Here is a 26,985-nt window from a genome sequence, read left to right on the forward strand (position 1 = left end):
ATCGCTCACCAAAGCGTCAGAAGGATTTGAGGAAGCCCTTGTCCGCCAGATCCTGCAGCAGCTCGATCACATCCTTCCGGATGACCTCGACAGGTGCTGAATACTGATCGGCCAAAGTCTTCGATATATCCTCCACGCTGCTTGCGCCGTCGCAAAGCTGCAGCACTTCGACGGCGATCTTGTCCGGCGTCAAAATCCGTTCCGGCGCCAGCAAGATCCATCGGTCGCGCCCCTTATCGTGGCGGAGCTTCAGATAAGGAGGCAGGTATGGCTTGGTGCCCGATTCGACGATCAGGCGGCCAGGCCGGTTCGTTTCAGCCATCTTGCTCCGCCGGTACGAATGCGCCCGGGGGGATCATGCCCGGGTCGTAATATGCGAGATAAAGCGCATCCAGCTGCACCCACAGAACATTGGTCTTGAAGCGCAGCGCATCAAGGACGCCGGCCTGGGCCTCCGGTGTGCGGGCATGCTGCTTCACGTATTCGAGGGCAAAGCCCGCGTCGCGGGGCGCCTGGGTCAGGCGGCGGCGGAAATACTGCATCACGCTATCGTCGATGAAGTCGTAATGCTCCAGCATGCCGGAGATGCGCTCTTCGTGGATCTTCGGAGCGAAGAGCTCCGTGAGCGACGACGCGACCGCCTCGACCATGGACTTTTCGCGAACGAAATTGACGTAAGCCTCCACGGCAAAACGGGTGGCGGGCAGGGCGCCCTTCATGGACTTCACGTAGTCCTCGTCGAGGCCAAGGCCGGTGGTCAATGCGAGCCAGCGCTCGATGCCGCCTTCCTCGCCCGGCGCGCCGTCGTGATCGGTGATGCGGTGGGCCCATTCCTGGCGGAGCTCGCGGTCGTAGCAGCGGCTCATCAGGGCAGCGTCCTTGCGCGGGACGGCCGACTGGTAGCAATAGCGATTCAATGCCCAGGCCTGGACCTGACCCTTGTTCAGCTTGCCGCCATGCAGCAGCTTATGGAACGGGTGCTTGTCGTGATAGCGCTCCGCCCCAATGGCGCGAAGCTCCGCCTCCAGTTCCTCTGGGCTCAATATCTTCGTCACGGCGTTACCTCGGTTCTTGTCTTGCGAGGTTCGGGCGCGGGCAACGTCCCCGGACCCGCATGTCCTGCAAGTTTATTATTGCAAGGGATCATAACGAATCCCCGCCAATGCGTCATGAACACGAGAAAACGCGAAGATGAAGAAATTCCAACAATTCCGGGGCCGTTGGCAAAGGCTACCCCAGGCGCCACGCATTCAAGCGAGGTGGTCGGCGCCGAACTTTTGTTGCGAAGCAACCTGTTACGGCATCTCTCTATTACAGCACGTTAGCCTGTGGCGCCGGGAGCAGCGCCTAGATCGAGAGCTGCTCGTCCGGATCGACCTCTCCGTCGTAAGGTGACGGAGCCGGCGCCTCGGGCGTCTCGTCGGTCTCCGGCGCCTCTTCCTGCGGGGCGTCATCCTCCGATTCTCCCTCGTCAGGAGCGGCTTCCTCGGTGCCGGGCTTAGCGGTATCCGGCTTGGCAGGCTTCTCCTCGGCAGGCTTCTCGGACGGAGCTTCCTCAGTCTCGGGCGCCTGCTCATCCTTCGGCGCCATCTCCTCGACGGAGTCCGTATCCGGCTCGGGCACTGTCTCCGCATTCTCGTCGGGAAGGGGCGGGACCGGAGCCTTCTCGTCCGGTGTCTCGGCGCTCTCGGGTGCCTCGTCCTCGGGCGCTGCCGGCGCTTCGGGCTCGGTCGCATTCTCCTCTGGAGCGGGCTCCTCCGCCGGCGCAACGTCCTGTTCCGCCGGGGCGGGTTCCGGCTCTGTCGCCGGCTCTTCAGCCTTCGGTGCTGCGTCCGGCTCCGGCGTCTCGCTGCCATACAAGGGTGCGTCGCGCTCCGGCTCTTCCGTGGCACTTTCGCCGGGAGCGGTGTCGTCAGGCTCGGTCTGGCCGGACTCGGCTTCGGCGGCCGGTTCGCTTTCGGGCGCCTCGTCCTGAGCCTTCCCGGTCTCCTCCGTCTGAACCTCGTCCGCAGCGGTCCCGCCGGTGTTCTTATCGTCTTCCGGTGTTACGTCCTCGGCGTCCTCTTCGACGGCCTCCTCAACCGACTCCTCGCCCATCAGATCTTCTTCGGTGGCGAGGGGCTTGTCCGGCGCGGTCTCTTCTGTGACAGGGCCTTCAGCCTCCGGCGCCTCCTGCTCGAGGGTCTCCTCGACGACTTCTTCCGTCGTCGCATTGGGGTCGATGAGGTGGAAGGACTGGCGGAAGCGAAGAGCCTCCTCGGTCTTGGCGTGGCCGGGCGGGCCCGCCGTCACGAGCATGTAGATCCTGTCGCCCGAGGGCAGCAGATCGATCAGGTGGATGAGGCTGTTGGTCTTGTCGATCGTGGTCGCTTCATAGCCGTGCTGACGGTCGATCCTGGCCGGGCCCTGCTTGGAAACGGTCGAGCCGCTGCCTTTCGCGTAGGCTTCGACGACCCGACGGTAATAGTCGACATCGGCTTCGGGTGCGCGGCCTTCGGGATACTCGAAGACGATCGTGTGATAGGCCGTGCCGTCGCCGGGATCGACCTGATAGTCGTGCTGGATCAACGGCGTATGGCCGGCGACCGGCTTTGCGGTGACCTTGGGCTGGCCGGGCAGGGCGACCGAGAAGAGCTGCTCCGGCGCCTTGAAGATGATCCAGCCTGACTCGGTGAAGCGCCGCTTGAGAGCTTCGCGGGCCGCCTGCTCGTCCTTCTTCACGGGAAGCGGGGGGACAACCGGCTCGTCGGGCTCCTCGGCGTCGGGTTCCTCCGTATCCGGCGCCTCGACATCCGGATCCGCCTGGGCCCAGGCCGCGTCAGAAATCCAGCTCGAGGGCCCCGTTTGAGTCCCCGCCGGCGCAACAAGCCCCAGGCCGCCAATCGCAAGACCGGCGAGCGCCACAACGACAATCCGCATTCCGTCCCTCATCGCGCTTCGTTTGATTCTCATCTTTATCACAGGCGGAACGGCCGGTCCTCGTCCCCGTGGCGTCCCTCCGCCGATAGGAACTCTCCACGCAAGCCGTTGTTTGTAAGGTGAGGCAACAGCCAATATTTCCGGCATTTTATTCCTGTATGACAAGGCAAGAGAACTTCGAAATCCCGCCCCATCCTCGGAATGAAGCGGGCGAAATGCGCTGTGTGGGAGTGGAGATCGAGTTCGGGGGACTCGACGGTTTGACGACGGCCGTCTTCCTGTCCGAGGAGCTTGGGGGCGAATACCGCCAGACCGATCCCTTCGCCTACAAGGTGACCGGCACGTCCCTGGGCGACTTCGAGGTCATGCTCGATACGAGCTATGCCCACTACAAGGGCAAGTCCCACAAGTTTCTGGACGAGGTTGGCGCGCGCCTCGCAAATCTGTTCGGGGCCGCTGCGGAGCTCGTGGTCCCCTATGAGATCGTCACGCCGCCCGTGCCCATGGACAGGCTAGGGAAGATCAGCAAGCTCTTGCGGCGTATGGCGGAGAGCGGAGCGAGCGGCACGGAGACGAGCGTCTTCTTCGCCTTCGGTTTGCACCTCAATCCCGAGGCGCCGTCGCTGACCGCTGGGGGCATCCTGCCGATCCTGAAGGCCTTCGCGCTTCTCAGCCCGTGGCTCTGGCGGAGCATCGATCCCGATCCGACGCGCAGGCTCCTACGGTTCGCAGAACCCTATGGTTGCGATTATGTGCGGCTACTCGCCGACCCTTCCTACGAGCCCGAGCTGGCGCGCGTGATCGACGACTATTTGGCGCACAATCCGACCCGCAATCGCGATCTCGATATGCTGCCGCTGTTCGCCCATCTCGATGAGGGGCGGGTGCGAGCCAGATTGCCGAACGAAAAGATCAACGGCCGCCCGACATTCCATTACCGCCTGCCGGATGCGAAGCTGGGCGATCCGGGCTGGAGCTTCGCGGGGGAGTGGAATCGCTGGGTGACGGTGGAGCGACTGGCCGGCGATCCGGAACGGCTGAAGGAGGCCGGGCGGGCCTATCTCGCCCATGAGGGCAGCGAGGAGGCGTGGTCTGACAAGATTGCTGGGATAATCGGAGCATGAAACCGAGAATTGGCGTGACAAGCTCGGCGAGGGGCGGCTGGCGTAGCTTCCTCATGCACCGCCTGGCGCTGTGGCGCGCCGGCGCGAAGGCTGTGCGGCTGGTGGCGGGCCGCGGCACGCCGACGGAGGATCTCGATGGCTTCATCATCGGCGGCGGCGACGATATCGGTGCGGAGTTCTATGGCGGCGACATGCTGCCGGATGTTCGTATAGACCCGGTCCGGGATCAGCTGGAGTTCGACCTCCTGAAGGAGATCCTGCCGACCGATAAACCGATCCTGGGCATCTGCCGGGGCGCGCAGGCCATCAACATCGCGCTGGGGGGCACGCTCCATACCGATATACACGAGGTGTACGAGGAAGCGCCGAAGATGCGCACGGTGCTGCCGAAGAAGCAGGTGCTGGTTCTGGAAGGAAGCCGATTGGACGCGATCCTGAAATGCTCGCCCTGCAAGGTGAACGCCCTGCATCACCAATCGATCGACAAGCTCGGTGACGGGCTGAAGGTGGTCGGCCGCGATCAGGTCGGGATCGTTCAGGCCGTCGAAGGCGAGACGAACCGGTTCCTGGTCGGGGTGCAGTGGCATCCAGAGCTGTTGTTCTACGCCAAGGCCCAGCAGCGGTTATTCCGCGCGCTGGTGGAGAGCGCGAAGGCTTTCGCGCTTGGAGAGGTCGTGTTCGCCTCGGGCCGGGCCAGCGTCGAACTGTCCGAAGGGAAGGGGGCATGAGCGGCGCCGAGGGTGAGTCCCAGGCCACGCCGTTCTCCCGCTACAAGCTCTGGATCGCTGCCGGCGTCTTTCTCCTGCTTGCGGCCGGCGCCTATCTGCTGCGCACGGAGATCACGCTCCCGACCGAAGATCAGATCAAGGCGCTGCTCGACAGCATCGGGATCTGGGGCCCGATCGCCATCATCGGCCTGCGATGCCTGGCCGCCATCCTTGCCGTGGTGCCGAGCTCGGTGGTGGTGATCGCCGCGGGCGCGGCCTATGGCGCGGTGCTGGGCACAGTCTACGTGCTGATCGGCGCGGAGCTCGGCGCTGCCATCGGCTTCCTGATCGGACGTGCCCTGGGCCGCGACTTCGTTGAGGAGCGGGGCTGGATCGCCGCGCTGCAGGGCACCAAGGTGGGGTCATGGCTGCTCGCGCCCGACGCGAGCCAGAACCGGCTTATGCTCGCCGTGCTCTATTGCCGCCTGCTGCCCGGCCTCAATCTCGACGGGGTGAGCTATGTCGCCGGCGTGACGCCGCTCAAGCTATGGCGCTTTCTGGCCGGAAGCTTCGGGGGGCTGCTCCCCTATACGCTGCTGCTGGCCTTTTTTGGCGACGGGCTGATGGAAATGGATTCCAGCCAGATCGCCATCGCGATCGGCGCGCTCGCCTGCGTCGTCGCGCTGCCTTTCGTGTGGAAGGCGGTCGCGGCATACAGGCGGCGGAAGGGGGACGGCGCGCCGGCGGAGCCGGGCGCCTGAGCCCCGTGTCCTGGGAAAATCCGCTCGAAGAACGCTTCGGCGGTCAGATTACTTGGTGAACTCGACGTCGCCGCGGGATTTGAGATCCAGCTTGGCGATGCATTCGTCGATCTCGCCGTTCTCGTCGGCGCAGGCGGTCACATCGTTGAGCAGAAGCTGACCAACCTTGTCACAAGTCACGTCGCCGATATCGAAGACCTTGAGGCTGGTCTTATCTGCGGCGAGCGGCGCGGCCTCGACGGCGAGGCGTTTCGAGACGATGCCATCGGCCCCGAAGACCACCAGGTCGAGCTTCAAGGTCTTGAAACTGCTGCCCGTCTCGTTCTTGAAGACGAGGTAGGTCCGGCACGCATTGCCTTGCGTCTCGAGCTTGTTCAGCTCCATGCTCAGCTTGCCGGCTTCGTCGGCGGCGGGCTCTCCAGCGGGAGCCGCAGGGTCGCTCTCCTGAGCATAAACACCGGCGGGGTGGGCGAAGATGCCGCCCAGAGCAATCAAGACGGTAAGAAGTGCAGCAGGCACGAACTTCATCGGAGTCTCCTCTTTCACGTTTCCTCTCGCCAGCCTTCAGGCCTTGCCCGGCCGGTTGTGGGGCGCGGTTTCCATCCGTTTCTCTATAAGGAGATGGGTCGGATGCCTAGGGGGCGTTGGCATTCAATAAAATAGCTGCATAGATTTCATGTCGGATATGAAGCTGCCCGAAGACAATCGAATCTACGCCATCGGAGACGTGCATGGCTGCCTGGATCTCCTCGACCCGCTCCTTGAGACGATCGCAGAAGACATCGCGGCGCATCCCAATCAGCGCGCGGAGCTGATCTTTCTTGGCGATCTGATCGATCGGGGGCCGGACTCCAAGGCGGTGATCGACCGGGTGATCTCCTCCAGCCTCCCTGCGCCGGCCAGCTTCCTCATGGGCAATCACGAGGAGATGCTGCTCAAGTTTCTGGAAAAGCCCGCCGAAGGGCTGCAATGGGCCATGAATGGCGGGGAAGAGACGCTGCGCTCTTACGGGATCGCGCCCGAGGATCTGCCGCGTCATCCGGAGGCGGCGCGGGATCGTCTTCTCAAGGCCATGCCAGCGGCCCATCTGGATTTCTATAGGGATCTCCAGCTGTTTGCGGCCCGCGGCGACTATTTCTTCTGCCACGCGGGCGTGCGCCCCGGGGTTCCGCTCGACCGGCAAGACCGCTTCGATCTGCTTTGGATCCGTGAGCCGTTTCTCGGCACGGACGAGGATTTCGGAAAAGTCGTGGTGCACGGCCATACGCCCGTTAGGGCGGTCGCCGACCTGCCCAATCGGATCGGCATCGATACGGGCGGGTTCATCTGGGGTAGGCTGAGCGCCGTGGTTCTCTCCGGTAACGAAAGGACATTTCTCGAAAGCCGCCGATAGAGTCCGGTCCCGCCACGAGATTCGGTCTTGCCACGAGATTCGGTCTTGCCAAATGTCTCGACAAAACTGGGAAGATTGGCAATCTGTCGGCGGGGAGGCCCGTAGCGAAGGCAGGGCAAGCGAGTGGATCCAGCATTCATTCCCGTTGGCAGCCAGGCGGGCGATGGGGCAGCGATTGCGCCCATCCACGACTATCTGAGCGAGTTGCTGGCCCGGTTCGCGGATGTCGAGGGCGGCTCGGTCGCCGATTACATTCCGGAGCTGAGCAAGGCCGACCCGCGCGCCTTCGGGATCGCGTTGTCGACCGTCGACGGCGAAACTTATTCCGTCGGCGACGCCTTTCAGACCTTCACCATCCAATCGGTCTCCAAGCCCTTCATGTATGGCTACGCTCTGCAGCGCTTCGGCCGGGAGGCCGTGTTGCGGCATGTGGGGGTGGAGCCGACAGGGGAGGCGTTCAACTCGATCGTGCTCGACGAATCCGAGAACCGTCCCTTCAACCCGATGGTGAATGCCGGCGCGATCGCCGTTGCGGAGCTCATGGGCGGCGACACCCAGGACGAGCGGATCGCCAATATGGGCGAGCTCTTCTCGCGGTTCGCGGGTCGGCCGCTCGATATCAACGAGGCGGTCTTCCAGTCCGAGAAGGCGACCGGCCACCGCAACCGCGCCATCGCCTACATGATGCTGAATACGGGAATGATCGAGCGCGACCCCGAAGATGTGCTCGATCTCTATTTCCGCCAGTGCTCGATCAATGTGACGTGCCGCGACCTCTCGATCATGGCGGCAACCCTGGCCAATGACGGTACGAATCCGCTGACCGGCGACCAGATCATAGCGCCCGAATATGTGCGCGATGTGCTCACGGTCATGAACAGTTGCGGCATGTACAACTACGCCGGCCAGTGGTCCTACGAGGTCGGCATGCCGGCGAAAAGCGGTGTCTCCGGCGGCATCCTCGCGGTCATACCGGGGCAGGTCGGTGTCAGTGTCTATGCGCCGGCCATCGACGGCCACGGCAACAGCGTGAGAGGGGTTAAGGTCTGCCAGGCGATCTCGTCGGAGTTCGAGCTGCACGCCTTCCATAATCGCACCAACGTCCGGAATGTGGTGCGGCGCGACTATCGCGGCGACAAGGTCCGCTCCAATCGCCTTCGGGCGCCCGAACAGCGCAAAGTGCTTTCCGATGGCGGCGACAGGATCGTGGCGGTCGAAGTGCAGGGCGGATTGTTCTTCGGCTCGACGGAGATTCTCCTCCGGCGCCTCACGGAGCTGTCCCCCGGTGCCGACTATATGATCGTCGATTTCCGGCGCGTGCATCTGGCCGACGATTCCGCCTGCCGGCTGATCGCGCGGGCCGCTTCATACATGGCGGATGGCGGACCGAAGCTGATGTTCTGCGAGATTGCGGAAGACGGCCCCCTGAAGCCCTTGCTTGTGCAGCTTCGCGAGGCGATGGCGGGTGACGAGTTGCTCCTGTTCGAGGATGCGGACGCCGCCCTGGAGTGGTGCGAAGACCAGCTTCTCGACACGCTCGCCCCCAGCCGGTCGGAGGCGAAGTTCGCCCTTTCCGAGCTGGAGATTTTCAAAGGGCTGGATCCTAGCGAATGCCGGATGATCGAGGGGCTGCTTCGGCCGCTGATCTTCGAGCGTGGAGAGGTGATTATCCGGGAGGGTGATGCGGCGCGATTGTTCTTCGTGGTGGCGCGTGGAACGGCCAGCGTGCAGATCGGCGTGTCCGCCCACGGGCGACAGCGGATGCGCCGCGTTGCGTCTATCGGACCCGGCCTGACTTTCGGAGAGATGGCGCTGCTGGACGGGGGTACGCGTTCCGCCACTATCGTGGCCGACGAGCGCGTGGTCTGCTACGGGCTGGCGGTCGAAGCGCTACACGAGCTGGCGGAAGACCACCCGAACATCATGATCACGATCCTGGGCAATCTGACCCGGGATTTCTCCGAGCGGCTCCGCCACGCCAACGCGGAGATCCGGGCTCTCGAATAGCCGATCTCCGCGCTTGCTCAGCCCGTTGGCGTGCTTTTTTGAAAGATCGATTCAGGTCGGACGACGCTAGTCGACATTGATGTTGGCGCCGGGCACACGAATGTTCACGCCGTCGTCGCGATCCCGGTCGTGATGGTAATCGCTGCGGTCGTGGTCGTAGTGATGATGGTGCTCTTCGGCTTCGTCGTAGTGATCGTAGCGATCGTGATCGTGACGGTCTCCCGCATCGACGTCGACGCCGCCAGGTCCGATTTCTACGTCGGCGGCCGAGGCGGTCGACGCCACGGGCAGCGCCGCGGCGCTCGCCAGCAGCAGGGTGGCCACGGCGGATATCGAGGTCAGCTTGGACAATCGGGTCATGACTTCACCTTTCTATCGGTTCGGTGGGCTTAAACGAAATCGCTGATCCGGGAGTTCCGAGGCGCGCTGACGCGGTCCGAACGGGCCTGCTGGGCAACGAGCGTTTGCAACCGTTAAGGGTGAAATCGCGGGTTAGAAGCGTCTTTTAAGGGCCTTTTCGCTTTCAATTACACGCGACGGTTTAGCGGAATCGCAAGGTTGTCATTCTAACTTTCCAAAAAAGACAGGGAAGTTTTGGAGTGCTTGCGTGTCCAGCCGGATTTTGGTGATCGATGACGATCCGTTGATGACGGACGTGGTCAGCGCTGCGCTGAGCGCGAAAGGATTCGCCGTCGATCAGGCCGAAAGCTGCCTTTCGGCGATCGATCTCATCAAGCAGAACAACTACGACCTGGCGCTGATCGACTATCAGATGCCGGATATCGATGGGCTGACCTCCGCCCGGCTGCTGCAGTCCCTGACGGCGGAGACCCATGTGCCCCGGCTGGTGGCGCTCACGGGCAGCGTCGACGAGCTCAAAGCGCAGGACGGCGCCGAGGATGCCTTTTACGACGTCCTCGAGAAGCCGGTCTCGCCCACCCAAATCGCGCGGTATGTCGAGCGGGTCGTGGGAGAGACCGATCGCGGGCGCCTGGCGGCCCTGGCCCGCAGCTTGTGGCAGCAGCGGGGATTTAAGACCGCGCCCCGGGCGATCACCGTGCCGCAGCCGACCCGCGAACAGGCCATGGCGCTCAGCCTGTTCTTCGAACCCGCCCAAGCGGGGGACGCGGATTGCATCGTTCTCACCAAGGAGACTGGGGCAGGAGAGCTGGAGCAACTTCGCTTGAAGGACGGCAACCACGTGTTGCCGGTAGTCGATCTCACGGGCCGGGCACGGCTGGTCTCCGACGCGGCGTTGAATGCGGCGTCGCCAGAGGATTGGAGCGACACGGCCGACACGGTGGCGAGATTCGTGCGCAACCGGAGCCGCCTGGAGACGCGCTACGAGACCGCCGAAAATCTCAAGGATCAGCTCCTCGCTTATCTCTATGTCTCGGAGCGGGATTTCGCGCCTTCCCACGATCCGTCCCATCCCTCCTGCGTCAGCTATCCCGGCTGCTTTCCCCAGAACGCGGTTGCAGCGGCGGAGGATCTCGTCACCCAGGGGCTGCTGTCGCGCCGGTTCGCCGACCGGTTCTATGTCTGCGGCGCCTGCCAATCGAAGCGCCTCTCGGTGCGCGAGGAATGCCCGGCCTGCCGTTCCGCCGATATCGAGGAGAGCGAGCTGATCCATCATTTCCGCTGCGCCCATCAGGCGCCGGAAGAAGCGTTCCGCTCCGGCGCCCAGCTCATCTGCCCCAAATGCAAGAGCGCGCTCCGCCATTACGGTCACGATTACGACAGGCCCGGGAAAGTGTTCGTCTGCGGATCCTGCGGCGCCTGGAATTCGGAGCCCGCGGTCGGTTTTGTGTGCATGGATTGCGACACCCATAGCGATGCGGAAGCGATCGCCCGGCAGGACGTCTATGCCTATTCGCTCACGGCCAAGGCGCGCGAGCGGCTGACGGGGGATGCCCGGCCCATGCGCCGCGAGGCGCCGCAGATCGCCAATGGCAGAGTGCATGACAAGGCTCATGACAAGGCCCTTGGCGAGCCGGCCGGCGATAGGGCGATTGCGCTGCCGGAGGAGCTTCTGAGCAGCCTGCACAGCCTCGGACTGGACCCGAATGTCGGCCAGGAAATGTTCCAGGTGGTGGAGGTTCTCTACGGCGCCGAGGACGGCATCGTGGCCCGGAGCGGCTACCCCTTGTTCGCCAAGCTGCGGCGGCTGTTCCTGGAGAATGTCGGCAATCTGCTCGCCGATTACGGCCGGGTCGTGCCCGGCGAGCGGCGCGATTATCTCGTGCTCGCCGATGACGATGCTGCGAGCCTAGAAGCCTTTCTGACCAGAGCGTTCGCTCATTCCGAGGAGACGCTGGTCGAATCCCTGCGTCCCGAATACCGGCTGGTGCCGCGACAGGAGATCGTCGCCGCGTCATGAGCGATATCGAATTCGGCCTTTCCATCATTACCGGGCAAAGCGGTCAGAGCGTCTTCGCGGTGTTCTGGTATTTCCTGCTGTTCGAGCTGCCGCGATACGGCATCGCCTTCATCTCAGTGAGCGTCGCTCCTCTGGCGGTTTGGCTGCTGCCGTCACCGCGCCGCGCTGCGTCTCGCGTCGCCTCCTTCGACCGGCGCAACGTCACCGTGATCGTGGCGGGCCATAACGAGGCGGACGTGATCGAGCGTTGCGTGCGCTCGCTCCACGAACAGTCTTTGCCTGCCCTGGAGATCATCGTGGTGAGCGATGGCTCCCGAGACGAGATGGCGGAGATATCCGCCCGGCTGGTGCGGGAAGGCCTTCTGACCCGGGCGCTCTCGACGGACATCCGCGGCGGCAAGTCCGCCGCCATGAATCTCGCGATTGCTGCGAGCCGGGGCGATATCATCGTGAATGCCGATGCGGATTGTTCCTACGACCGCTTCGCGCTCGCCAATATCGTGGAACCGTTCGCGGATCCGACGGTCGGTGGCGTCTCGGGCGATATCGTGCCGCGCAACGGCGATGCGAGCCTCACTTCCAAGATGCAGGCCATCGAGTATCTGCTGACCATCTCCATCGGGAAGCTGGTGGGCAACGCCACGGAGCAGGTGGTCTGCATGTCCGGCGCGTTCAGCGCCTTCCGCCGCGATGCCCTCGACGACGTCGCGGGATTCGATGTGGGCGGCGGCGAGGATCTCGACATCACCATCCGCCTGCGGGAGAACGGCTGGCGGGTCGTCTTCGCAGGCGAGGCCATCTGCTACACGGACGTGCCTGTGAAGACCTGGACTCTGATCCGCCAGCGCCTGCGCTGGGAACGGGACTCGGTCTGGATCCGCTATCGCAAGCATCGCCGGCTGCTGCTTCCGTCCTGGTCGGGTTTCCGCCTGCTCGAAGCGTTCCACCAGTGGGATTTCCTCATCTTCAGCGTCGCCGCCGCGGTGATCTTTCCGGTCTATCTGATCTGGCTGTTCGGCGAGTACGGCTCTGTCGCCATCCCGATCCTGATCGCCATGCAGCTCGCCATGATGGTGGGCGACTTCATTCTGCTGGCCTTCGCCGATTTGGTGACCGGCCGGCCGGTCTTCGCTCAGAACGCCGTCTATATGCCGGCCTACTCGATCTACACCGGCTATTTCATGCGCTTCGTGCGGCTCTACGCCTATTTCGAGGAACTCTTCCTGTTCGGCTCCCGGCGCGACAACTACGTGCCGGCCAAAGTGCGCGCGGTGCGCCCGTGGTGACGTCATGCTGAAAATCCATAAGCGCCCAAGCGTCGACAAGCTGGTGAGCGAGCAGCGGGTGGAATCCGCCTCCTGGGGGCGGCGCATTTATCTCGCTCTCCTCGCGATGCTCGGCCTCGTCATCCTCAACTACCTGTTCGGCGACATGGTCTTCCTGCGTGCCGAAGGCATCCTGCTAACCGATCGCGATGTGGTTGCTGCCACTTATCCCGGCCAGGTGGTTAAGGTCGAAGTCACCGAGGGCCAGGAGGTGAAGAAGGGCGCGGTGCTGGTGCGCATGGAATCGGCCCAGATGGTGCGGGACATTGCCGAACTCACCCTGAAAGCGGCGGATCTCATCGAGAAGAATGCGCAGCTGCAGATCAAGTTCGGGGTCGTGAAGACGCTGCTTCCGCTTGCCGAGCGGCATTTGCAGGAGAGCGCCGCCACGCTGGACGATTTCGATGCGCTGGAAGACAAGGGGCTGGTCTCCAACCTGCGCATGAACGACGCGGTGGAGAACAAGTTCGACGCCTCGCAGAAGCTGGCGGAGCTGCAGAGCCAGCGGAAGCTGTACGAGACCCAGCTTCCGAATGTCGTGGAATCCTCCAAGCGGGCGATTGGGGCACTGAACAGCCTGAAGACGATCTATGCCAATGGCGTGATCGTCGCCAGCCGGGACGGAACCGTGGGGCCGAAGGTTCCGACCCAAGGGCAGGCGGTCAATTTCGGCGACGACCTCCTGACGCTCTACGGCTCCGAGACCTACGTGCTCGCCTACCTCTCCAGCGACTACCTGTTCGAAGTGGAGCCGGGCGAGAGGGTGCGCGTGAGCAGCGGCTCCCGCACCGTGGAAGGGCGTATCGAGGCCGTGCTCGGCGTCGCGGATGCGTTGCCGCCGGAGTTCCAGAATCTCTTCAAGCCGCGGGATCGCGGTCGGCTCGTGCGCATCGCGGTCGACGGTGGGGAGTTCGCGGTCGCCCAGAAGGTCAGCGTGCGCGGCTGCTGGCTGATTTGCGATGGGCGCGAATGGCTGGCGTCGCGCTGGGATGAGGTCCGATGAGCGGAGCTGCGGCATATCCAGGGCAGCAGCCGGCTGCCGTGCCCTTGCGGTGGTGGCGGTATGGGTTGGTTTTCGTCCTCATCTTCGGCGCGTGCCTGCTGGGCATCGGGCTTACCCTGACTGAAGGGCGCGTCGCCTCGATCTGGGTCGCCAACGGATTGCTGGCGGCCATCCTGCTCCGGTCTTGTGCCGCGGGCCGCCCGTTCTCGGAGCGAGCGGGGATTGCCGCTGCGGGAGTTCTCGGGAACATGGCAGCCAATGTCGCGCTCAACGACCCGTGGCTGATCACGATAGGACTGCCGCTCTGCAATCTGATCGAGATCATTCTCTGCACGTTTCCGTTGTTGGCATTGCGTGAGCCTCTGGATTTCTCTCGGCCGCGGGTGCTTACGGCTTTCTGCATCGTCTCGCTGACCTTCGCCCCGGTCGTTTCCGGTGTGCTGGCGGCGGGCTGGCTCAGCCTCGTGGACGGGGGCAACTTCAGAGAGATCTTCTGGATCTGGTATCCGGCCGACGCCCTGGGTCTTCTGATCGTCACGCCGATCGTGATGACGGTGCACAAGGCCGATTTCGAAGCGCTCCTGACGCGGAGGATGCTCTGGAGGCTCGGGGTAGTCGTGGCGGTGATGGCGGCCGCCCTGACCCTGGTGTTCTGGCAGAAGAGCTTTCCGTTCCTGTTCTTTGCGTTTCCGGCGCTTCTCTTCGCGGTCTTCCAGCTTGGATTCCTCGGCGCAGCGCTAGGCATCCTGATGACGGCGGTTGCCGCCTATATCGCGACCAATAGCGGCTTCGGTCCGCTGTTGCTGTCCCATGGCGACATGCGTGCCACGCTCGTCGTGCTGCAAATCTTCGTCGCAACCACCGCATTGGAAAGTCTCGTGGTCGCGGCGGTTCTTGATCAGAGGAAGAAGCTGCAGGCGCGGCTCTTCGAGGCTCTCCAATCCGCCGAGGACGCGGCGGAATCGCTCGCCAAATCCCAACAGGAGACCCAGGCCGCGCTGATCGGCGCGCGGAAGGCGAGTGAGGCCAAGACCGACTTCCTCGCGTCCATGAGCCACGAGATCCGCACGCCGCTCAATTCCATCATCGGCTTCACCGGGCTGGTGCTCGATGGCGAGAAGATCTCGCGGGAGGCGCGCCGCCGGCTGCTGCTCTCCCAGAACGCGGCGCATTCGCTCCTCACCATCGTCAACGACATCCTCGATTTCTCCAAGATCGAGGCCGGCAGGATCGACATCGCGCCTCATCCCTTCGCCATCTCGTCCTTGGCGGATCACATGATCTCCATCCTCCACGGCAGCGCCGAAGGCAAAGGGCTGACGCTCAAGATGGAGATCGAAGAGGACGTGCCGGCGTGGCTGTCGGGGGACGAGAAGCGCATTGGGCAGGTGCTCCTGAACCTCCTGAACAACGCCGTGAAGTTTACCGATGAGGGTTCGGTGTCGTTGCGGATTGCCAGGGAGGGCAAGACCGATGCCGGCGAGACGATCGGTTTTTATATCGCCGACACGGGCATCGGCATTCCGGAGGATAAGCGCGACAAGCTCTTCCGGCGCTTCTCCCAAGTGGACAGTTCCGTGCACCGCCGCTACGGCGGCACGGGTCTCGGACTCGCCATCTGCAAACGGCTGGTGGAGCTAATGGGCGGCGAGATCGGGGTGAGCAGCGTGCCGGGCGAGGGGTCCACCTTCTGGTTCCGCCTGCCGTTGCCGGCGTCGGAGGCGCCGCCCGCGCCTGCGCTGCCCGAGCGGAGGGCGAAGACGCGGCCTCTGGATATCCTGCTGGTGGAAGATCTGCCCATGAACCAGGAGATCGCCGCAGCCTATCTGGAGAAAGAGGGTCACCGCGTTGCCGTTGCCGGCGACGGGGTCGAGGCGATCGAAGCGGTGCAGAACAAGCGCTTCGATCTCGTGCTGATGGATGTGCAGATGCCGCGCATGGACGGCATCACCGCGACGGAGACGATCCGGGCCCTCGGGGGCCGTTTCGCGACGCTCCCCATCATCGCCATGACGGCCAACGTGCTTTCCGAACAGGTCCGGCGCTTCAAGGAGGCCGGCATGGACGATCATGTCGCCAAGCCGTTCGCCAAACAGGATCTGCTACGGACAATCGAGAAATGGAGCCCGAAGCGGCCCCAACGCAAGGAGAAGAAAGCGATGGAGACGACCGATAGCAACGAGCCGACGCAATTCGACGAGCAGACCTTCGCCGAGCTGAGCGCGCTGCTGGGCAAGGATCGGGTGGAGAAGCATGTGTCCACCTTCGAGGCGATGCTGGCCGACCTCTACGTCAACGGCGAAGATCACGACGCGCTCGCTAAGGCGGCTCACAAGCTGAAGTCGGTCGCCGGGATGCTGGGCTTCATGCGCGTCTCGGGTCTGGCGAACGATTTGGAGCAGGCTTGCGACAGCACCGGGGCGGTGGATCCGGCTCTTGCGCGGTTGAAAGAGGCTGGCGACGAGGCCTCTGAGCGCCTGCAGAGAATGCGGGCGGCTTAGGGTCGCGGCCTCCCGATTCTTCCCTCACCTTCAGTCGATTATTCCGTTCCGCTTCGAATGGCCGGTTGCGTGCGCCTCGGGCAGAGGTCTACGATTCGAGCGAATCGGGTGCTTTGCCGCGGTTGAGGGCGGAGCGCCGAATGGGACCTGACATCGAGGTGTGGCATGCGGTGGCTTTCGGCTTTCGCTTTGGTTTGCGCGCTGTGGCCGGCTTCGGCCGGCGCCGCGGACGCAGATAGCGACTCTCCGGCGATGGAGACGCCGCAAGCGACGCCGGCGGCGGAGCAATCGGGGACGAGCGTGCCGGAAGCGGCCAAGGTGCCGGCCGAGAAGCCTGTGGCGCCTGCCGATCCCGAACCGGCGGAAGATCCCGTCGAACGCGGCCAGGCCATCGCGGAGGCCAATTGCGGCCGCTGTCACGCGGTCGGCGACGCCGGCGCCAGCCCCGAGCCCATGGCGCCGCCCTTTCGGGAACTGCACAAGCTCTACCCAGTCGAATCCCTGGCGGAAAGCCTGGCGGAGGGCATCGTCACGGGCCATCCGGACATGCCCGCGTTCGAGCTCACCGCGCCCCAGGTCAATGCCCTCATAAGCTATCTGAAGACGTTGTAGCGAGGCCCAGCCATGGCATATCGATTCTGCGTTTCTCTCGTGACGATTGCTCTGGCGGGACTTCTATGGACCGCGCCTGCGTCAGCCGCGGGCATCGCGGTCAGCGGAAAGCAGATCGCGGAGCAGTGGTGCTCCACCTGTCATCTGGTGGGTCCGAAGCAGGAATCGGCGCCGGCCGTGGGCACGCCGACCTTCCTGGCGATCTCGAAGAAATACGGCGACAGCGTCGATATGCTGACGGGTTTCCTCGCCGATCCTCACCCGCCCATGCCGTCCCTTTCGCTCACGCGGCAGGAGATCAGCGATCTGGTGGCCTATATCGGCAGCCTGGATAAGGGCGAGGCGAAGCCTGCGCCCGGCGCGGCCGAGTAGGCCTGCGCCGGTACTTGGCGCTGCCCGGTTAATCGCAGATCGATTCTTCGAGGCGCCCGGCGGCGGAGAGATAGTCCTCGCCGTAGATGGTGGACTTGGAGTCCTCGATCACCTGGATGCCCTTGCGCACGTCTGCGCAGTTTTGGTCGGGATCGCCGCCCGCCATGGCCCGGTTCACGTAGTAGGTGCCAACCAAATCGTTTTCGTAAGGGGCGTCCTCGATCAGGCGGGTGCAGGCGTCGATCCTCACTTGAGGGGACGTGCCGCCTTCGTCGTCGCGGCAGAGCGCCTGATCCTTCTTGCCCTCCTCGACTTCGGCCATGAAGTCTTCGAACGAGTAACCGTCGTCCTGGGCCCGGGCGGGATCTGGTGCGGCGGAGGCGATGACCACCGTCAACGCGCCGAAGACGAAAGAAACGAAGAAGATCCGTGCTGCCATGACTTCAACCCCCCTGTAGAAGTCTTATAGCAGACCAGTCAGGCTTGAAAAGCGGGGCGGCCGGTCCGGTACCGCAGGCATCGAGGCGGGATACTATGAGCCGGGCATGTCGGTGCGGGCAGCAGAGCAGACATTAAAAGAGCGGCCCGGAAATCCGGACCGCTCCGAAATCGTCATCTCAAGGCGTTCGCCTAGGACTTATCCTTCCAGTCCGGCAGTTTCTCGATCTCGTCCTTGGTCAGGGTGGTGCTCAACTTGTTGTCCTTGAACTCCACATCATCCATGCCGAGGATCACTTCCCTCTCGCCGATTCCGAAATAGCCGCCGACATCGACCGAGAGAGCCGAGACTTCGCCGTCCGGCGTCGCCAGCACGTCCTCGACCTCGCCGATGGTCTCACCGTCGGCGCCGATGACGTCCATATCCTCAACCTGGTCGACGGTCTTGCCGAAGGCTTCCACCTGGGTGGTGTCGTCCTCGACCTCGATGAGCGTCTGGGCAGCGGTCACTGCCGTGGCGGATGCCAGGAGCAGCGCGGCGGCCGAAGCGACAATCATTGGGCGTTTCATGGTTGGTCCTCCTTTCGAGAAATCGTTGAAGGATCAACGGGTAAGGGCGCTCACACGTTCCAGCAGTTCTTTGTTGTGCTTCCAAAAATCCCTGTTGCGCCGGGAAGGTTGACCATATTTCCGCCACCGCCCGTCCAAATTCTTGACGCAGGTCTGAACAGCGAATTAACGTCTGCGGCGACGGTTCCCAATCGGGATCAAAAGGGAACACGGTGCGAGCCTCGCTCAATTCCGTGACTGCCCCCGCAACTGTAAGCGGCGAGCTTCCTGCCATTACGTCACTGGGCATTTCGCCTGGGAAGACGGCAGGCGGCAAAGACCCGCGAGTCAGGAGACCTGCCGTCGGCCGCGGTCATGCGCGAACAAGTTGGGCGGGGTGTCTCGACTGGTGCTGATCCATTGCGCGTTCATTTCAAGCGCTGGGAGAGGGACTCGTTCGCGGTGACGTGACTTCATCACCGCGAGGATATTCCCGTGTTTTCCAAAAATTGGCTTGCTCGCTTCGCCCGTCCGGCGAAGACGATTTCCGTTGTTTCAATTTCCACCGTTTGTCTGTCTGTGGTCGGTCTCGGCGCGCCCTCCGGCGGTGCCTTCGCCCAGGATGAGCCGGGTGGGGGAGGCGATGCCTTCGAGCTCGATCCCATCGTGGTGGAGGCGCCGAATCAGGCGCCCGCGCCGCGTCCCAGCGCCAATGGGAGCCGGCGATCTTCCGCACCGGCCTCGATCCCGGTGGCAACCCCGGTCGACGCTGCCGGTCCCGTTAAACCCACCGGAGAGACGGGGCTTCAGCCCGACAGCCTCAACCTGAACAGCGAGGCCGAGAGCGGCAGCCGTCTCGGGCTGACCCCGTTCGAGACCCCGGCCAGCATCGACATCATCTCCAACGAGACCATGGTCGAGCGTGGACAGAAGACGGTCCATGAGGCGGTGACCCAGGATGCGCCGGGCATCACGTGGCTTGGCGCTCCGGGCAATGGCGGCGGGTCCTACAGCGCGCGCGGCTTCGACGGCGTCAATTCGGTGATGAACCTCTACGACGGCACGCGATTCTATGTCGGGTCGGGAACGCTGACCTATCCGTTCGACACCTGGAGCGCGGAGCGCATCGAGGTGCTGCACGGCCCGGCCTCGGTGCTCTACGGCGAAGGCGCTATCGGCGGCATCATCAACGTCGTGCCGAAGAAACCGACCTTCGAACGCATCAATCGCGGTGAGATCTCGTTCAGCGACCAGGGCGAGAAGCGGGCGGCCTGGGATAGCGGCGGGGCCATCAGCGACAAGGTCGCCTACCGGCTCAACATCGCCGGTACGGACACAGACGGCTGGCTGGATCAGAACGGCGACTTCAAGAATCTGATGATCGCCGGCTCGATCCTCTACGAGGTCAATCCGGACCTGAAGATCACCCTGTCGAACGATTACGGCTATCAGGAGCCGCTCCGGTATTTCGGCACGCCGCTGGTGGATGGGCGCATCCTGAGCGGCACGCGGTTCAACAACTACAACGTCAATGACAGCGTGGTGGAGTTCCGGGACAACTGGACCCAGCTGAAGGCCGAGTGGACGCCGACCGAGAACCTGACGTTTCGCAATACGGCCTATTACGTGACCTCGGACCGCCATTGGCGGAATGCCGAGAGCTATCTCTACCAGCCCGTCTCAAACGATGTCTTCCGTGACGTCTATATCGAGATCCTCCATGAGCAGGAGCAGATCGGAAACCGGTTCGATGCGAGCTTGAAGCACAACCTGATGGGCATGAAGAACGAAGTGCTGGTCGGCTTCGACGTCAACCATGTCGACTTCAAGCACATCAACAATTCGCCTTATGGGGGAAGCTCGACGGTCGACCTCTACAATCCCGCCCCCGGGCGGTTCCTGCGGGTCGATCCGACGACGCCGGGCTTCAAATCGAAGCTGAACCAGGCCTCCGTCTTCGCAGAGAACCATCTGCATCTGACGGATACGGTCTCGCTGCTGGCAGGGCTCCGCTACGACGCGCCGGACGTGGAGAAGATCGATCTCCGAAACCCGACCAACAGCTTCGGCAAGAGCTTCGACACGGTGAGTTGGCGCGTCGGCGCGGTCTGGAACCCGTTCGAGAACACGGCGCTTTATGCGCAATACTCGACGGGCACGGATCCGGTCACCAGCCTGCTCACCATGAGCGTCGCTTATGACGATTTCGAGCTGTCCACCGGGCGGCAGATCGAAGCCGGCATCAAGCAGCGCTTCTGGAACGACCGGGCGGAGCTGACCCTCGCCGGCTACCGGATCGAGAAGGACAATCTCCTCACCACCGATCCGTTCAATCCGGCGCTGACGGTGCAGGTCGGGGAGCAATCCTCCAAGGGCGTCGAGGCCGCGTTGTCGGTGAAGGTGACGGACACGATCCAGGCCGACGGCAATCTCGCGTTGCTGCACGCCCAGTACGACAACTTCACCCAGTCGTCGGGCGGGACGGTCGTCTCTTATGCAGGCAACACGCCGCGAAACGTGCCGGAGCAGGTGGCCAATCTTTGGCTGAGCTGGGCATTTGCCCCGAAATGGACTGCGCGCGGGGGGCTGCAATATGTCGGCAGCGTCTATAGCGATTACGCCAATCAGAATGAGCGGCCGAGCTATACGGTGGTGAACGCCATCCTCGACTATCGGGTCACCGAGAAATCGGTGCTCAGCCTGCGCGGCTTCAACCTGTTCGACGAGGTCTACGCCCAGACGGGCAACACGGATATGTGGCGCCTGGGTCAGCCGCGGACCTTCGAGCTTACCTACAATATCGGCTTCTGAGCGAGCGGAGGTGCGGGCCTCAGCCCGCGCCTTCCTTGTCGATGAGGTGAAAGAAGGCTCCGGTGACACTGCCTCGGCGGGCACCGGTGTCTTCGACGTGATCGCCGGCCGAATTGACGATCTCCGCGAGCGGCGTATCGGGCTGGGCAAGGATCGAGGCGTAGTGGAATTCGTGGCCGAACAAGGTGCGGCCGGGCAGGGCCGGGGCCTCGCTGTCGAGGCGGGCCTTTCGGTATCCGAGATGAAGCTTGCGGCTCGCGAAGGACGTCTTCAGGCCGAGAAGCCCGAGCATCGGGTGCGTCGTGCCGTCGGCGTCCTCCAGGGTTTCCCCCAGCACCATGTAGCCGCCGCACTCGCCATGGATGGCGGCGCCCCGGGAAGCCGCCTCCCGCATGCCCGCTTTGAAGGTCTCTGCGGTGGCGAGGCTTTCGCAGTGAAGCTCGGGATAGCCGCCCGGCAGCCAGATCGCATCGGCGTTGTCATGGGGCGCTTCGTCGGCCAGGGGAGAGAAGGGCAGGATCTCCGCCCCCGCCGCACGCCACTCGGCGACGAGATGGGGGTAGGTGAAGGAAAAGGCACGGTCCTGGGCTAGGGCGATCCGCTGTCCCGGCGGACGCAGGGGCGCGCGCTCCGGCGTACCCGAAGACCCCGTCAGCGGGCGGGCGAGGCTGTGGATCTCATCGAGGCGGAGGCATTCCGCCATCATGGCAGCGAGAGCGTCGAGGGTCTCATCGAGATGCTGCGTTTCGCCGGCCTGGACGAGGCCGAGATGGCGTTCGGGCAAGGTCAGTCCGCTCCGGCGCGTCAGGGCACCCAGCACGGGCATACCGATGCCATCGAGACCGGCGCGCACCATCTGCTCGTGGCGCGGACTGCCGACGGAATTGAGGATCACGCCGGCGATCTCGACATCGTTCCGGTAGGTGCTGCACCCCAGGGCAACCGCTGCGGCCGTCTCGGCCTGGGCGGAGACGTCTAGCACCAGGACGACGGGCCAGCCGGTGAGAGCGGCAAGGTCCGCCGTGGATCCCGAGCCGGCCTGGCCTTGCGCGCCCGCCCCATCGAACAGCCCCATGACGCCCTCGGCCACGCAAAGCTCGGCCTGAGCTCCGAGGGTGCAGGCCAAATGGCGGAGCAGCTCCGGACGCATGCCCCAGCTGTCGAGATTGACGGCGGGACGCCCCGCGGCCTCGGTCAGGAAGGCGGGGTCGATATAGTCCGGCCCGCATTTGAAGGGCTGGACGGAGAGGCCCTGGTTTCGAAAGGCGCGGGAGAGACCGAGGCTGACGGTCGTCTTGCCGGAACCCGAGCGTGGCGCGGCGATGATGATGCCCGACGGGCCGTCGCCGATGGGCTGCCGGCTCATGGAACGGCGTCCACCAGGGCAGCCCGCAGCGTCTGGCCCAGCTTGGCGTTGTGGCCGATCACGACGATTGCCGGGGCGCCGATCTCATTGGTCCGCACGTCTTCCACGGCGGAGGAGAGAGAGGTTTCCACGATCCGCTCATCGGGGAGGGTCGCCGAGGCAACGATCGCCACGGGAAGCTGCGGGTCGGCGTCGGCGCGCAGGAACCCGGCCACGATGCCCTCAAGCCGGGCCATCGCCATGTAGAGGATGACGGGCTGGCCTGTCCTGGCGATGGCCTCCCAATCCTGCTCGTCCGGATGCCCCTCGGCCCGGTAACCCGTAGCCAGGATCACGGCATGGTTCGTGTCCCGTGTGGTTGCGGGAATCCCGGCCAGGGCGGCGCCGGCCAGGCCCGATGTCAGCCCGGGCACGATCCGGAAGGGAATGCCTGCGTCGGCCAGGGCGCTTGCCTCCTCGCCTCCGCGGCCGAACACGAAGGGATCGCCGCCCTTGAGGCGCAGCACCTTCCTGCCTTGCCTTGCCAGGCCAATGAGCTGCTCGGTGATCTCGCTCTGCTGGGGCGAGGGCTGCCCACCCCGCTTTCCGACGCTGCGGATGGTTGCATCCGGGCAGGCGAGACCGAGAGCGCCCGGCGCGATCAGAGCGTCATGGATGATGGTGTCCGCCTCGCGCAGGGCATGCAGCGCCATGAGGGTCAGAAGGCGCGGGTCGCCGGGGCCTGCGCCGACCAGCCAGACCTCGCCAGGCGCGAAATCGGGAAAGGACGGGAAGTCCGACGGCAGGCCGGGAACGGTCGTCTCGTGCTTCATGCCGGCCGCCCCCGATAGCGCCGCTGATAGCCGGCGTCGTAAAGCGCGCTGTCGCGAAAGCCGTGGGCGTCGAGGACCGGGCCGACCAGGATCAGGACCGTCCGGTCGATCTCCTCGTGGGCGGCCAGTTGCTCGGCCAAAGTCCCCAGCGTGCCACGGATCACTTTCTCGTCCGGCCAGCTCGCGCGATAGACGATGGCCGCGGGGCAGTCGGTGCCGTAATGGGGCGCGAGCTCGGAGACGACCGCATCGAGCGCCTGGATGGACAGGTGGATCGCGAGGGTCGCGCCGGTTGCGGCAAAGTTCTCAAGCGTCTCTTTCGGCGGCATGGCGGAAGCGCGGCCCGGGGTGCGGGTGAGCACCACGGACTGGGCGATTTCGGGCAAGGTGAGCTCCTGGCGCAGGGTAGCGGCGGCGGCGGCGAAGGCAGGCACGCCGGGGGTAACGGTAAAGGGGATGCCGAGGCTCTCGAGTTGCCGGATCTGCTCGCCGAGAGCGCTCCAGACCGAGAGATCTCCCGAATGGAGCCGCACGACATCCTCGCCTGCATCGTCGGCGCGTTTGTATTCGGCGACGATCTCTTCAAGCGACATGGGTGCCGTGTTCACGATCCGCGCGCCCTCAGGGCAGAAGCCGAGCAAAGCCTCGGGGATCAGGGACCCCGCGTAGAGGCAGACCGGGCAGCGGGCGATCAGGTCGCGTCCGCGTACCGTGATGAGATCGGCCGCGCCGGGGCCCGCACCGACGAAATGGATGGTCATGATCCCCCTCCGATGGCGATGGCGCAGCTCGCGCTTCGGCTGGATACTTTCGGGCCCAACAATTTCGATGCGGGTCCGGCCGCCGCAAGCGCAACGGTCTCGGCGACCGACGGCACAGCTTTTTCCGCCATGACGCGGTCGGAATGGCTCAAGGTGCGGCCGGAGGCTTGGATCATAGCGTCCTGATTGACCGGTATCAGCGGAACGGAGAGTTCGGCGGCGATGGCTCGAACGGCGGCCTCATCCTGCTTGCCCGACGCGGCGGCGATCGCGTCTATCTGCCTCCGTTCGATGTCGCAGTGGGAGAGGGCCAGGGCGAGCGCTTCCTCAAGCGCATCGAGCGCGACGTCCTTCCGGTATCCGAATCCGGCGACCATCATGGCTTCGTCACTTCCGGCTTCGCGACCCGCCAGTGGGTGATGGGCATGGCGGGGCGCCAGCCGTGCAGCCTGCCGACCTGGTCGAGACGCGCGATATCGATGCGTGAAAGCGATCCTCCATGGGTCTCGAAGCCGTCGAATAGCGTTCGTTCGCCTTCCAGGGTCACGGCGTTGGCCACGAGCCGTCCGCCGGGTTTCAATGCGCTCCAGACTGCGTCGAGCACGCCGTCGCTGAGGCCTCCGCCGACGAATACGGCGTCGGGCGGCGGCAAACCTTCCAAGGCTTTGGGCGCCTTGCCCTGGACGATCTCAAGTTGGGAGACGCCGAGAGACGCCGCATTCCGTGCGGCCCGCGCCGCGCGTTCGGGATCTTCCTCGAAGCCGATGGCGCGCATGGCGGGATCGCGGAGAAGCCACTCGATGGCCACGGACCCGGAGCCGAGGCCGATATCCCAGAGCAGCTCGCCGCGGCGCGGGGCCAGGGATGACAGGGTCACCGCCCGGACCTCCCGCTTGGTGAGCTGGCCGTCGCTTTCGAACAGGGCATCGTCGAGGCCGGGCGCCAGACCGATAAAGGGTGCGCCGGCTTCGGCTACGACCTCGACGGCGACGATGTTCAATGGATCGATGTCGTCGAGGTCGAAGCTCTCCGCGAGGGCAGCGCGCGCGCGCTCCTTCGGTCCGCCAAGCCTCTCCAGAACCGTGATGCGGCTTTGTCCCATCTCGCGGGCTTTCAGGAGGTCGGCAAGCTTTGCTGGTGTGGTCTCGTCCCAGGTCAGAGCCAGAACACGAGCGCCGGGCTGGAGGGCTGGGATGATGCGATCCAGCGGACGGCCGTGCAGGGAGAGCGTGGTCACGTCCTGCAGCGCCCACCCCATGCGCGCGGCGGCGAGAGAGAAGGCGGATGGCTGCGGCACGCAGGCGATCTCGTCGGGATCGACGAGGGCTGCGAGCTGCTTGCCGATGCCGAAATGGAACGGGTCACCCGAGGCGAGCACGACGACGGCCTCGCCGCGTCTGGCGAGAATATCGGCGTAGGCGCCGTCGATGGGGCTCGGCCAGGAGAGGCGGTCTCCCCGGATCAAGGTATCGGCCAGATCAAGGTGGCGGCGACCGCCCACGACCAGGTTCGCATCCTCGATCAGCCGGCGCGCGATTGGCGAGAGGCCTTCGATACCGTCTTCGCCGATCCCGACGATGGACAGCCAGCGGCCGGGCATGCTGTTTGACAGGCTCTCGTTCAACTCAGAGACGGCCATGCGACTTCTCATTCTCGGCGGCACGACGGAGGCCAGCACGCTCGCCAGGCGATTGGCGGGAGACGACCGGTTCTCGCCGACCCTGTCCTTGGCGGGGCGAACTCTGTCTCCGGCAGCGCAGCCTGTGCCGTGCCGGATCGGCGGATTCGGCGGCGCCGATGGGATGGCCCGGTGGATGAGGGGAGAGGGGATCGAGGTGCTGGTCGATGCCACCCACGCGTTCTCCACCCGGATTTCTGAGAATGCCGTTGCTGCGGCGAAGGCCGCCGGCGTTCCGCTGCTCAGCCTGGTACGTCCGGCCTGGGCGCGGGGCGCTGGGGATCTTTGGATCGATGCAGACAGTCTCGGAGACGCCGCTTTGGCGTTGGGGGAGATGCCACGGCGGGTGCTGCTTACCATCGGCCGTCAGGAGGTGGCGGCGTTCAAGGCCGAGCCCCAGCACCGCTATCTGATCCGCTCCATCGAGCCGCCGGAGCCGGGGGACCTGCCCCCCGATACGAAGATCCTGCTGCAACGGGGCCCGTTCAGCCAGGACGATGAAGTGGCGTTGTTCCGTCGAGAAGGCGTCGAGACGATCGTTTCCAAGAATGCCGGCGGAACCGCGACGGCGGCGAAGCTTGCGGCTGCGCGCACGCTCGGTCTCCCTGTGGTGATGATCGCGCGGCCAGACAAGCCCGCCGGCTATCTGGTCGAGACCGTCGACGCGGCGGCCGATTGGCTGGAGGCGAAGATATCCGGTCATCTCGCGGCCCCTTCGGAGCGCGGGGTGTAGACCCAGGGGGCCCGGCCCACACGCGGGATCACCCGTGTGCTTTCCGCACCGACGATCACCAAGGTCCGCATATCCGCTTCGGTGCCGTCGGCTTCGGCGAGGGTCTTGATTGTCAGCTTGGCCTCGGGCGTGCCGGCGGCGCGCACGAAGATCACGACCGTTTCTCCGGATTTGTGCTGGCGGAGCAGGGCGAAAGCCTTGCCGAGCTGGTCCGGGCGGGCTGTCGAAGCGGGATTATAAAGAGCGATAGCGAAGTCGCCTTGTGCCGCGGAGATCAGGCGCCACTCGATGGTGCCCCAGGATTTCAGATTGTCGGAAAGGGAGATGGCGCAGAAATCGCCACCGAGCGGCGCACCGGCTTCGGCGGCGGCCGCCAGCATTGCCGAGACCCCGGGCTGCACTTCGATGGCGAGTTCGCGCCATTCGGGCTCCCCCGTCTCGACCGCCTCGAACACGGCTGCGGCCATGGCAAAGACTCCGGGATCGCCACCGGAGACGACCACGACGTCGCGGCCCGCGGTGGCCAGGGACAGGGCATGGCGCGCCCGGTCGATCTCGTAGCGATTGTCGGAAGCATGCACCGTCTGGTCCGGCCGCAGGGCGGGCAGCCGCTTCATATAGGTGTCGTAGCCGACCAGATCGGTTGCTCTGCGCACGGCCACGGCCACGGCAGGCGTGGTGAGTTCCGGTCCGCCGGGCCCCAGACCCACAATGGTCAGCTTGCCGGTCATAT

General features: G+C 64.6%; 26 protein-coding genes and 1 riboswitch. Of the genes, 13 read left to right on the forward strand and 13 right to left on the reverse strand.

Features of this window, described 5'->3' with window-relative positions; genetic code table 11:
* Nucleotides 1-16: 16 nt before the first annotated feature.
* The 3 genes from pqqD to A7A08_RS00280 all read right to left on the reverse strand — a co-directional run bounded on the left by pqqD (nucleotide 17) and on the right by A7A08_RS00280 (nucleotide 2,919).
* Nucleotides 17-322 carry a pyrroloquinoline quinone biosynthesis peptide chaperone PqqD gene (pqqD, locus tag A7A08_RS00270; RefSeq protein ID WP_069093579.1) on the reverse strand — a complete coding sequence of 102 codons (306 nt, stop codon included), beginning with the start codon at nucleotides 320-322 and terminating at the stop codon, nucleotides 17-19.
* Nucleotides 315-1,055, reverse strand: coding sequence for a pyrroloquinoline-quinone synthase PqqC (gene pqqC / locus A7A08_RS00275; protein ID WP_069093580.1), 741 nt, complete (start codon nucleotides 1,053-1,055; stop codon nucleotides 315-317). Before pqqC ends, pqqD begins: the two co-directional genes overlap by 8 nt.
* Before the next feature lie 292 nt (nucleotides 1,056-1,347).
* The gene (locus A7A08_RS00280; protein ID WP_069093581.1) at nucleotides 1,348-2,919 is read right to left on the reverse strand and encodes a prolipoprotein diacylglyceryl transferase; all 1,572 of its coding nucleotides are present in this window, start codon (nucleotides 2,917-2,919) and stop codon (nucleotides 1,348-1,350) included.
* A 215-nt stretch (nucleotides 2,920-3,134) separates the two neighbouring features.
* Between A7A08_RS00280 and A7A08_RS00285 the strand changes: the two genes are divergently transcribed.
* Genes A7A08_RS00285 through A7A08_RS00295 form a run of 3 tightly spaced genes read left to right on the forward strand, consistent with a single transcriptional unit; the run spans nucleotide 3,135 to nucleotide 5,511 of the window.
* Entirely contained in the window at nucleotides 3,135-4,043 is a 909-nt protein-coding gene (locus tag A7A08_RS00285) for an amidoligase family protein (RefSeq protein WP_169822881.1), read from the forward strand.
* A complete protein-coding gene (locus A7A08_RS00290) occupies nucleotides 4,040-4,771 on the forward strand; it encodes a gamma-glutamyl-gamma-aminobutyrate hydrolase family protein (protein WP_069093583.1) in 732 nt (243 codons plus the stop codon). The genes A7A08_RS00285 and A7A08_RS00290 overlap by 4 nt, the downstream gene beginning before the upstream one ends.
* On the forward strand, nucleotides 4,768-5,511 hold the full coding sequence (locus A7A08_RS00295; protein ID WP_069093584.1) for a TVP38/TMEM64 family protein: 744 nt from the start codon (nucleotides 4,768-4,770) through the stop codon (nucleotides 5,509-5,511). Before A7A08_RS00290 ends, A7A08_RS00295 begins: the two co-directional genes overlap by 4 nt.
* A 48-nt stretch (nucleotides 5,512-5,559) precedes the next feature.
* Here A7A08_RS00295 and A7A08_RS00300 read toward each other — a convergent pair whose 3' ends face one another.
* Nucleotides 5,560-6,039, reverse strand: coding sequence for a hypothetical protein (locus tag A7A08_RS00300; protein WP_083226330.1), 480 nt, complete (start codon nucleotides 6,037-6,039; stop codon nucleotides 5,560-5,562).
* Between the two features lie 148 nt (nucleotides 6,040-6,187).
* Between A7A08_RS00300 and A7A08_RS00305 the strand changes: the two genes are divergently transcribed.
* On the forward strand, nucleotides 6,188-6,904 hold the full coding sequence (locus tag A7A08_RS00305) for a metallophosphoesterase family protein (protein WP_208430552.1): 717 nt from the start codon (nucleotides 6,188-6,190) through the stop codon (nucleotides 6,902-6,904).
* 123 nt (nucleotides 6,905-7,027) lie between these two features.
* Nucleotides 7,028-8,911, forward strand: coding sequence for a glutaminase A (glsA, locus tag A7A08_RS00310; RefSeq protein ID WP_083226331.1), 1,884 nt, complete (start codon nucleotides 7,028-7,030; stop codon nucleotides 8,909-8,911).
* Nucleotides 8,912-8,977: 66 nt separating this feature from the next.
* On the opposite strand, the gene A7A08_RS00315 is transcribed toward glsA, so the two are convergent.
* Nucleotides 8,978-9,271, reverse strand: coding sequence for a hypothetical protein (locus A7A08_RS00315; protein WP_141693781.1), 294 nt, complete (start codon nucleotides 9,269-9,271; stop codon nucleotides 8,978-8,980).
* A gap of 247 nt (nucleotides 9,272-9,518) precedes the next feature.
* Between A7A08_RS00315 and A7A08_RS00320 the strand changes: the two genes are divergently transcribed.
* The 6 genes from A7A08_RS00320 (at nucleotide 9,519) to A7A08_RS00345 (ending at nucleotide 17,104) form a co-directional block, all read left to right on the forward strand.
* Complete coding sequence (locus A7A08_RS00320) at nucleotides 9,519-11,291, forward strand: TackOD1 domain-containing metal-binding protein (protein ID WP_141693782.1); 1,773 nt, start codon at nucleotides 9,519-9,521, stop codon at nucleotides 11,289-11,291.
* Nucleotides 11,288-12,577 (forward strand): glycosyltransferase family 2 protein, encoded by a 1,290-nt coding sequence (locus A7A08_RS00325; protein WP_069093587.1) that lies wholly within the window; start codon nucleotides 11,288-11,290, stop codon nucleotides 12,575-12,577. The genes A7A08_RS00320 and A7A08_RS00325 overlap by 4 nt, the downstream gene beginning before the upstream one ends.
* Nucleotides 12,578-12,581: 4 nt before the next feature.
* Nucleotides 12,582-13,619 carry an HlyD family secretion protein gene (locus tag A7A08_RS00330; protein WP_069093588.1) on the forward strand — a complete coding sequence of 346 codons (1,038 nt, stop codon included), beginning with the start codon at nucleotides 12,582-12,584 and terminating at the stop codon, nucleotides 13,617-13,619.
* Nucleotides 13,616-16,120 (forward strand): ATP-binding protein, encoded by a 2,505-nt coding sequence (locus tag A7A08_RS00335; protein ID WP_083226332.1) that lies wholly within the window; start codon nucleotides 13,616-13,618, stop codon nucleotides 16,118-16,120. The genes A7A08_RS00330 and A7A08_RS00335 overlap by 4 nt, the downstream gene beginning before the upstream one ends.
* A 165-nt stretch (nucleotides 16,121-16,285) precedes the next feature.
* Nucleotides 16,286-16,732, forward strand: coding sequence for a c-type cytochrome (locus tag A7A08_RS17510; RefSeq protein WP_425348973.1), 447 nt, complete (start codon nucleotides 16,286-16,288; stop codon nucleotides 16,730-16,732).
* A gap of 12 nt (nucleotides 16,733-16,744) precedes the next feature.
* Nucleotides 16,745-17,104 (forward strand): c-type cytochrome, encoded by a 360-nt coding sequence (locus A7A08_RS00345; protein WP_069093590.1) that lies wholly within the window; start codon nucleotides 16,745-16,747, stop codon nucleotides 17,102-17,104.
* Nucleotides 17,105-17,132: 28 nt separating this feature from the next.
* Here the strand turns inward: A7A08_RS00345 and A7A08_RS00350 are convergent, their stop codons facing one another.
* The gene (locus A7A08_RS00350; protein ID WP_069093591.1) at nucleotides 17,133-17,543 is read right to left on the reverse strand and encodes a hypothetical protein; all 411 of its coding nucleotides are present in this window, start codon (nucleotides 17,541-17,543) and stop codon (nucleotides 17,133-17,135) included.
* Between the two features lie 191 nt (nucleotides 17,544-17,734).
* Complete coding sequence (locus tag A7A08_RS00355) at nucleotides 17,735-18,112, reverse strand: PRC-barrel domain-containing protein (protein WP_083226333.1); 378 nt, start codon at nucleotides 18,110-18,112, stop codon at nucleotides 17,735-17,737.
* Nucleotides 18,113-18,277: 165 nt separating this feature from the next.
* Nucleotides 18,278-18,470, forward strand: a riboswitch (cobalamin riboswitch).
* 116 nt (nucleotides 18,471-18,586) lie between these two features.
* Here A7A08_RS00355 and A7A08_RS00360 point away from each other — a divergent pair.
* A complete protein-coding gene (locus A7A08_RS00360) occupies nucleotides 18,587-20,902 on the forward strand; it encodes a TonB-dependent receptor (RefSeq protein WP_245290763.1) in 2,316 nt (771 codons plus the stop codon).
* Nucleotides 20,903-20,921: 19 nt separating this feature from the next.
* Here A7A08_RS00360 and A7A08_RS00365 read toward each other — a convergent pair whose 3' ends face one another.
* Genes A7A08_RS00365 through cbiE form a run of 5 tightly spaced genes read right to left on the reverse strand, consistent with a single transcriptional unit; the run spans nucleotide 20,922 to nucleotide 25,480 of the window.
* Nucleotides 20,922-22,268, reverse strand: a complete 1,347-nt coding sequence (locus tag A7A08_RS00365) for a cobyrinic acid a,c-diamide synthase CobB (protein ID WP_069093593.1) — start codon at nucleotides 22,266-22,268, stop codon at nucleotides 20,922-20,924.
* Nucleotides 22,265-23,080, reverse strand: a complete 816-nt coding sequence (cobA, locus tag A7A08_RS00370) for a uroporphyrinogen-III C-methyltransferase (protein WP_069093594.1) — start codon at nucleotides 23,078-23,080, stop codon at nucleotides 22,265-22,267. Before cobA ends, A7A08_RS00365 begins: the two co-directional genes overlap by 4 nt.
* A complete protein-coding gene (gene cobM, locus A7A08_RS00375) occupies nucleotides 23,077-23,841 on the reverse strand; it encodes a precorrin-4 C(11)-methyltransferase (protein ID WP_069093595.1) in 765 nt (254 codons plus the stop codon). Before cobM ends, cobA begins: the two co-directional genes overlap by 4 nt.
* Nucleotides 23,838-24,221, reverse strand: a complete 384-nt coding sequence (locus tag A7A08_RS00380) for a cobalamin biosynthesis protein (RefSeq protein ID WP_069093596.1) — start codon at nucleotides 24,219-24,221, stop codon at nucleotides 23,838-23,840. The genes cobM and A7A08_RS00380 overlap by 4 nt, the downstream gene beginning before the upstream one ends.
* A complete protein-coding gene (cbiE, locus tag A7A08_RS00385; protein WP_245290764.1) occupies nucleotides 24,218-25,480 on the reverse strand; it encodes a precorrin-6y C5,15-methyltransferase (decarboxylating) subunit CbiE in 1,263 nt (420 codons plus the stop codon). The genes A7A08_RS00380 and cbiE overlap by 4 nt, the downstream gene beginning before the upstream one ends.
* Here cbiE and A7A08_RS00390 point away from each other — a divergent pair.
* Nucleotides 25,479-26,252, forward strand: coding sequence for a cobalt-precorrin-6A reductase (locus A7A08_RS00390; protein ID WP_069094245.1), 774 nt, complete (start codon nucleotides 25,479-25,481; stop codon nucleotides 26,250-26,252). The genes cbiE and A7A08_RS00390 overlap by 2 nt on opposite strands.
* On the opposite strand, the gene cobJ is transcribed toward A7A08_RS00390, so the two are convergent.
* Nucleotides 26,219-26,983: a precorrin-3B C(17)-methyltransferase gene (cobJ, locus tag A7A08_RS00395; protein ID WP_069094244.1), complete on the reverse strand. Its 765-nt coding sequence runs from the start codon at nucleotides 26,981-26,983 to the stop codon at nucleotides 26,219-26,221. The genes A7A08_RS00390 and cobJ overlap by 34 nt on opposite strands.
* Nucleotides 26,984-26,985 lie beyond the last annotated feature (2 nt).

Origin of the sequence: Methyloligella halotolerans (genome assembly GCF_001708935.1) — a bacterium.
GTDB lineage: Bacteria > Pseudomonadota > Alphaproteobacteria > Rhizobiales > Methyloligellaceae > Methyloligella > Methyloligella halotolerans.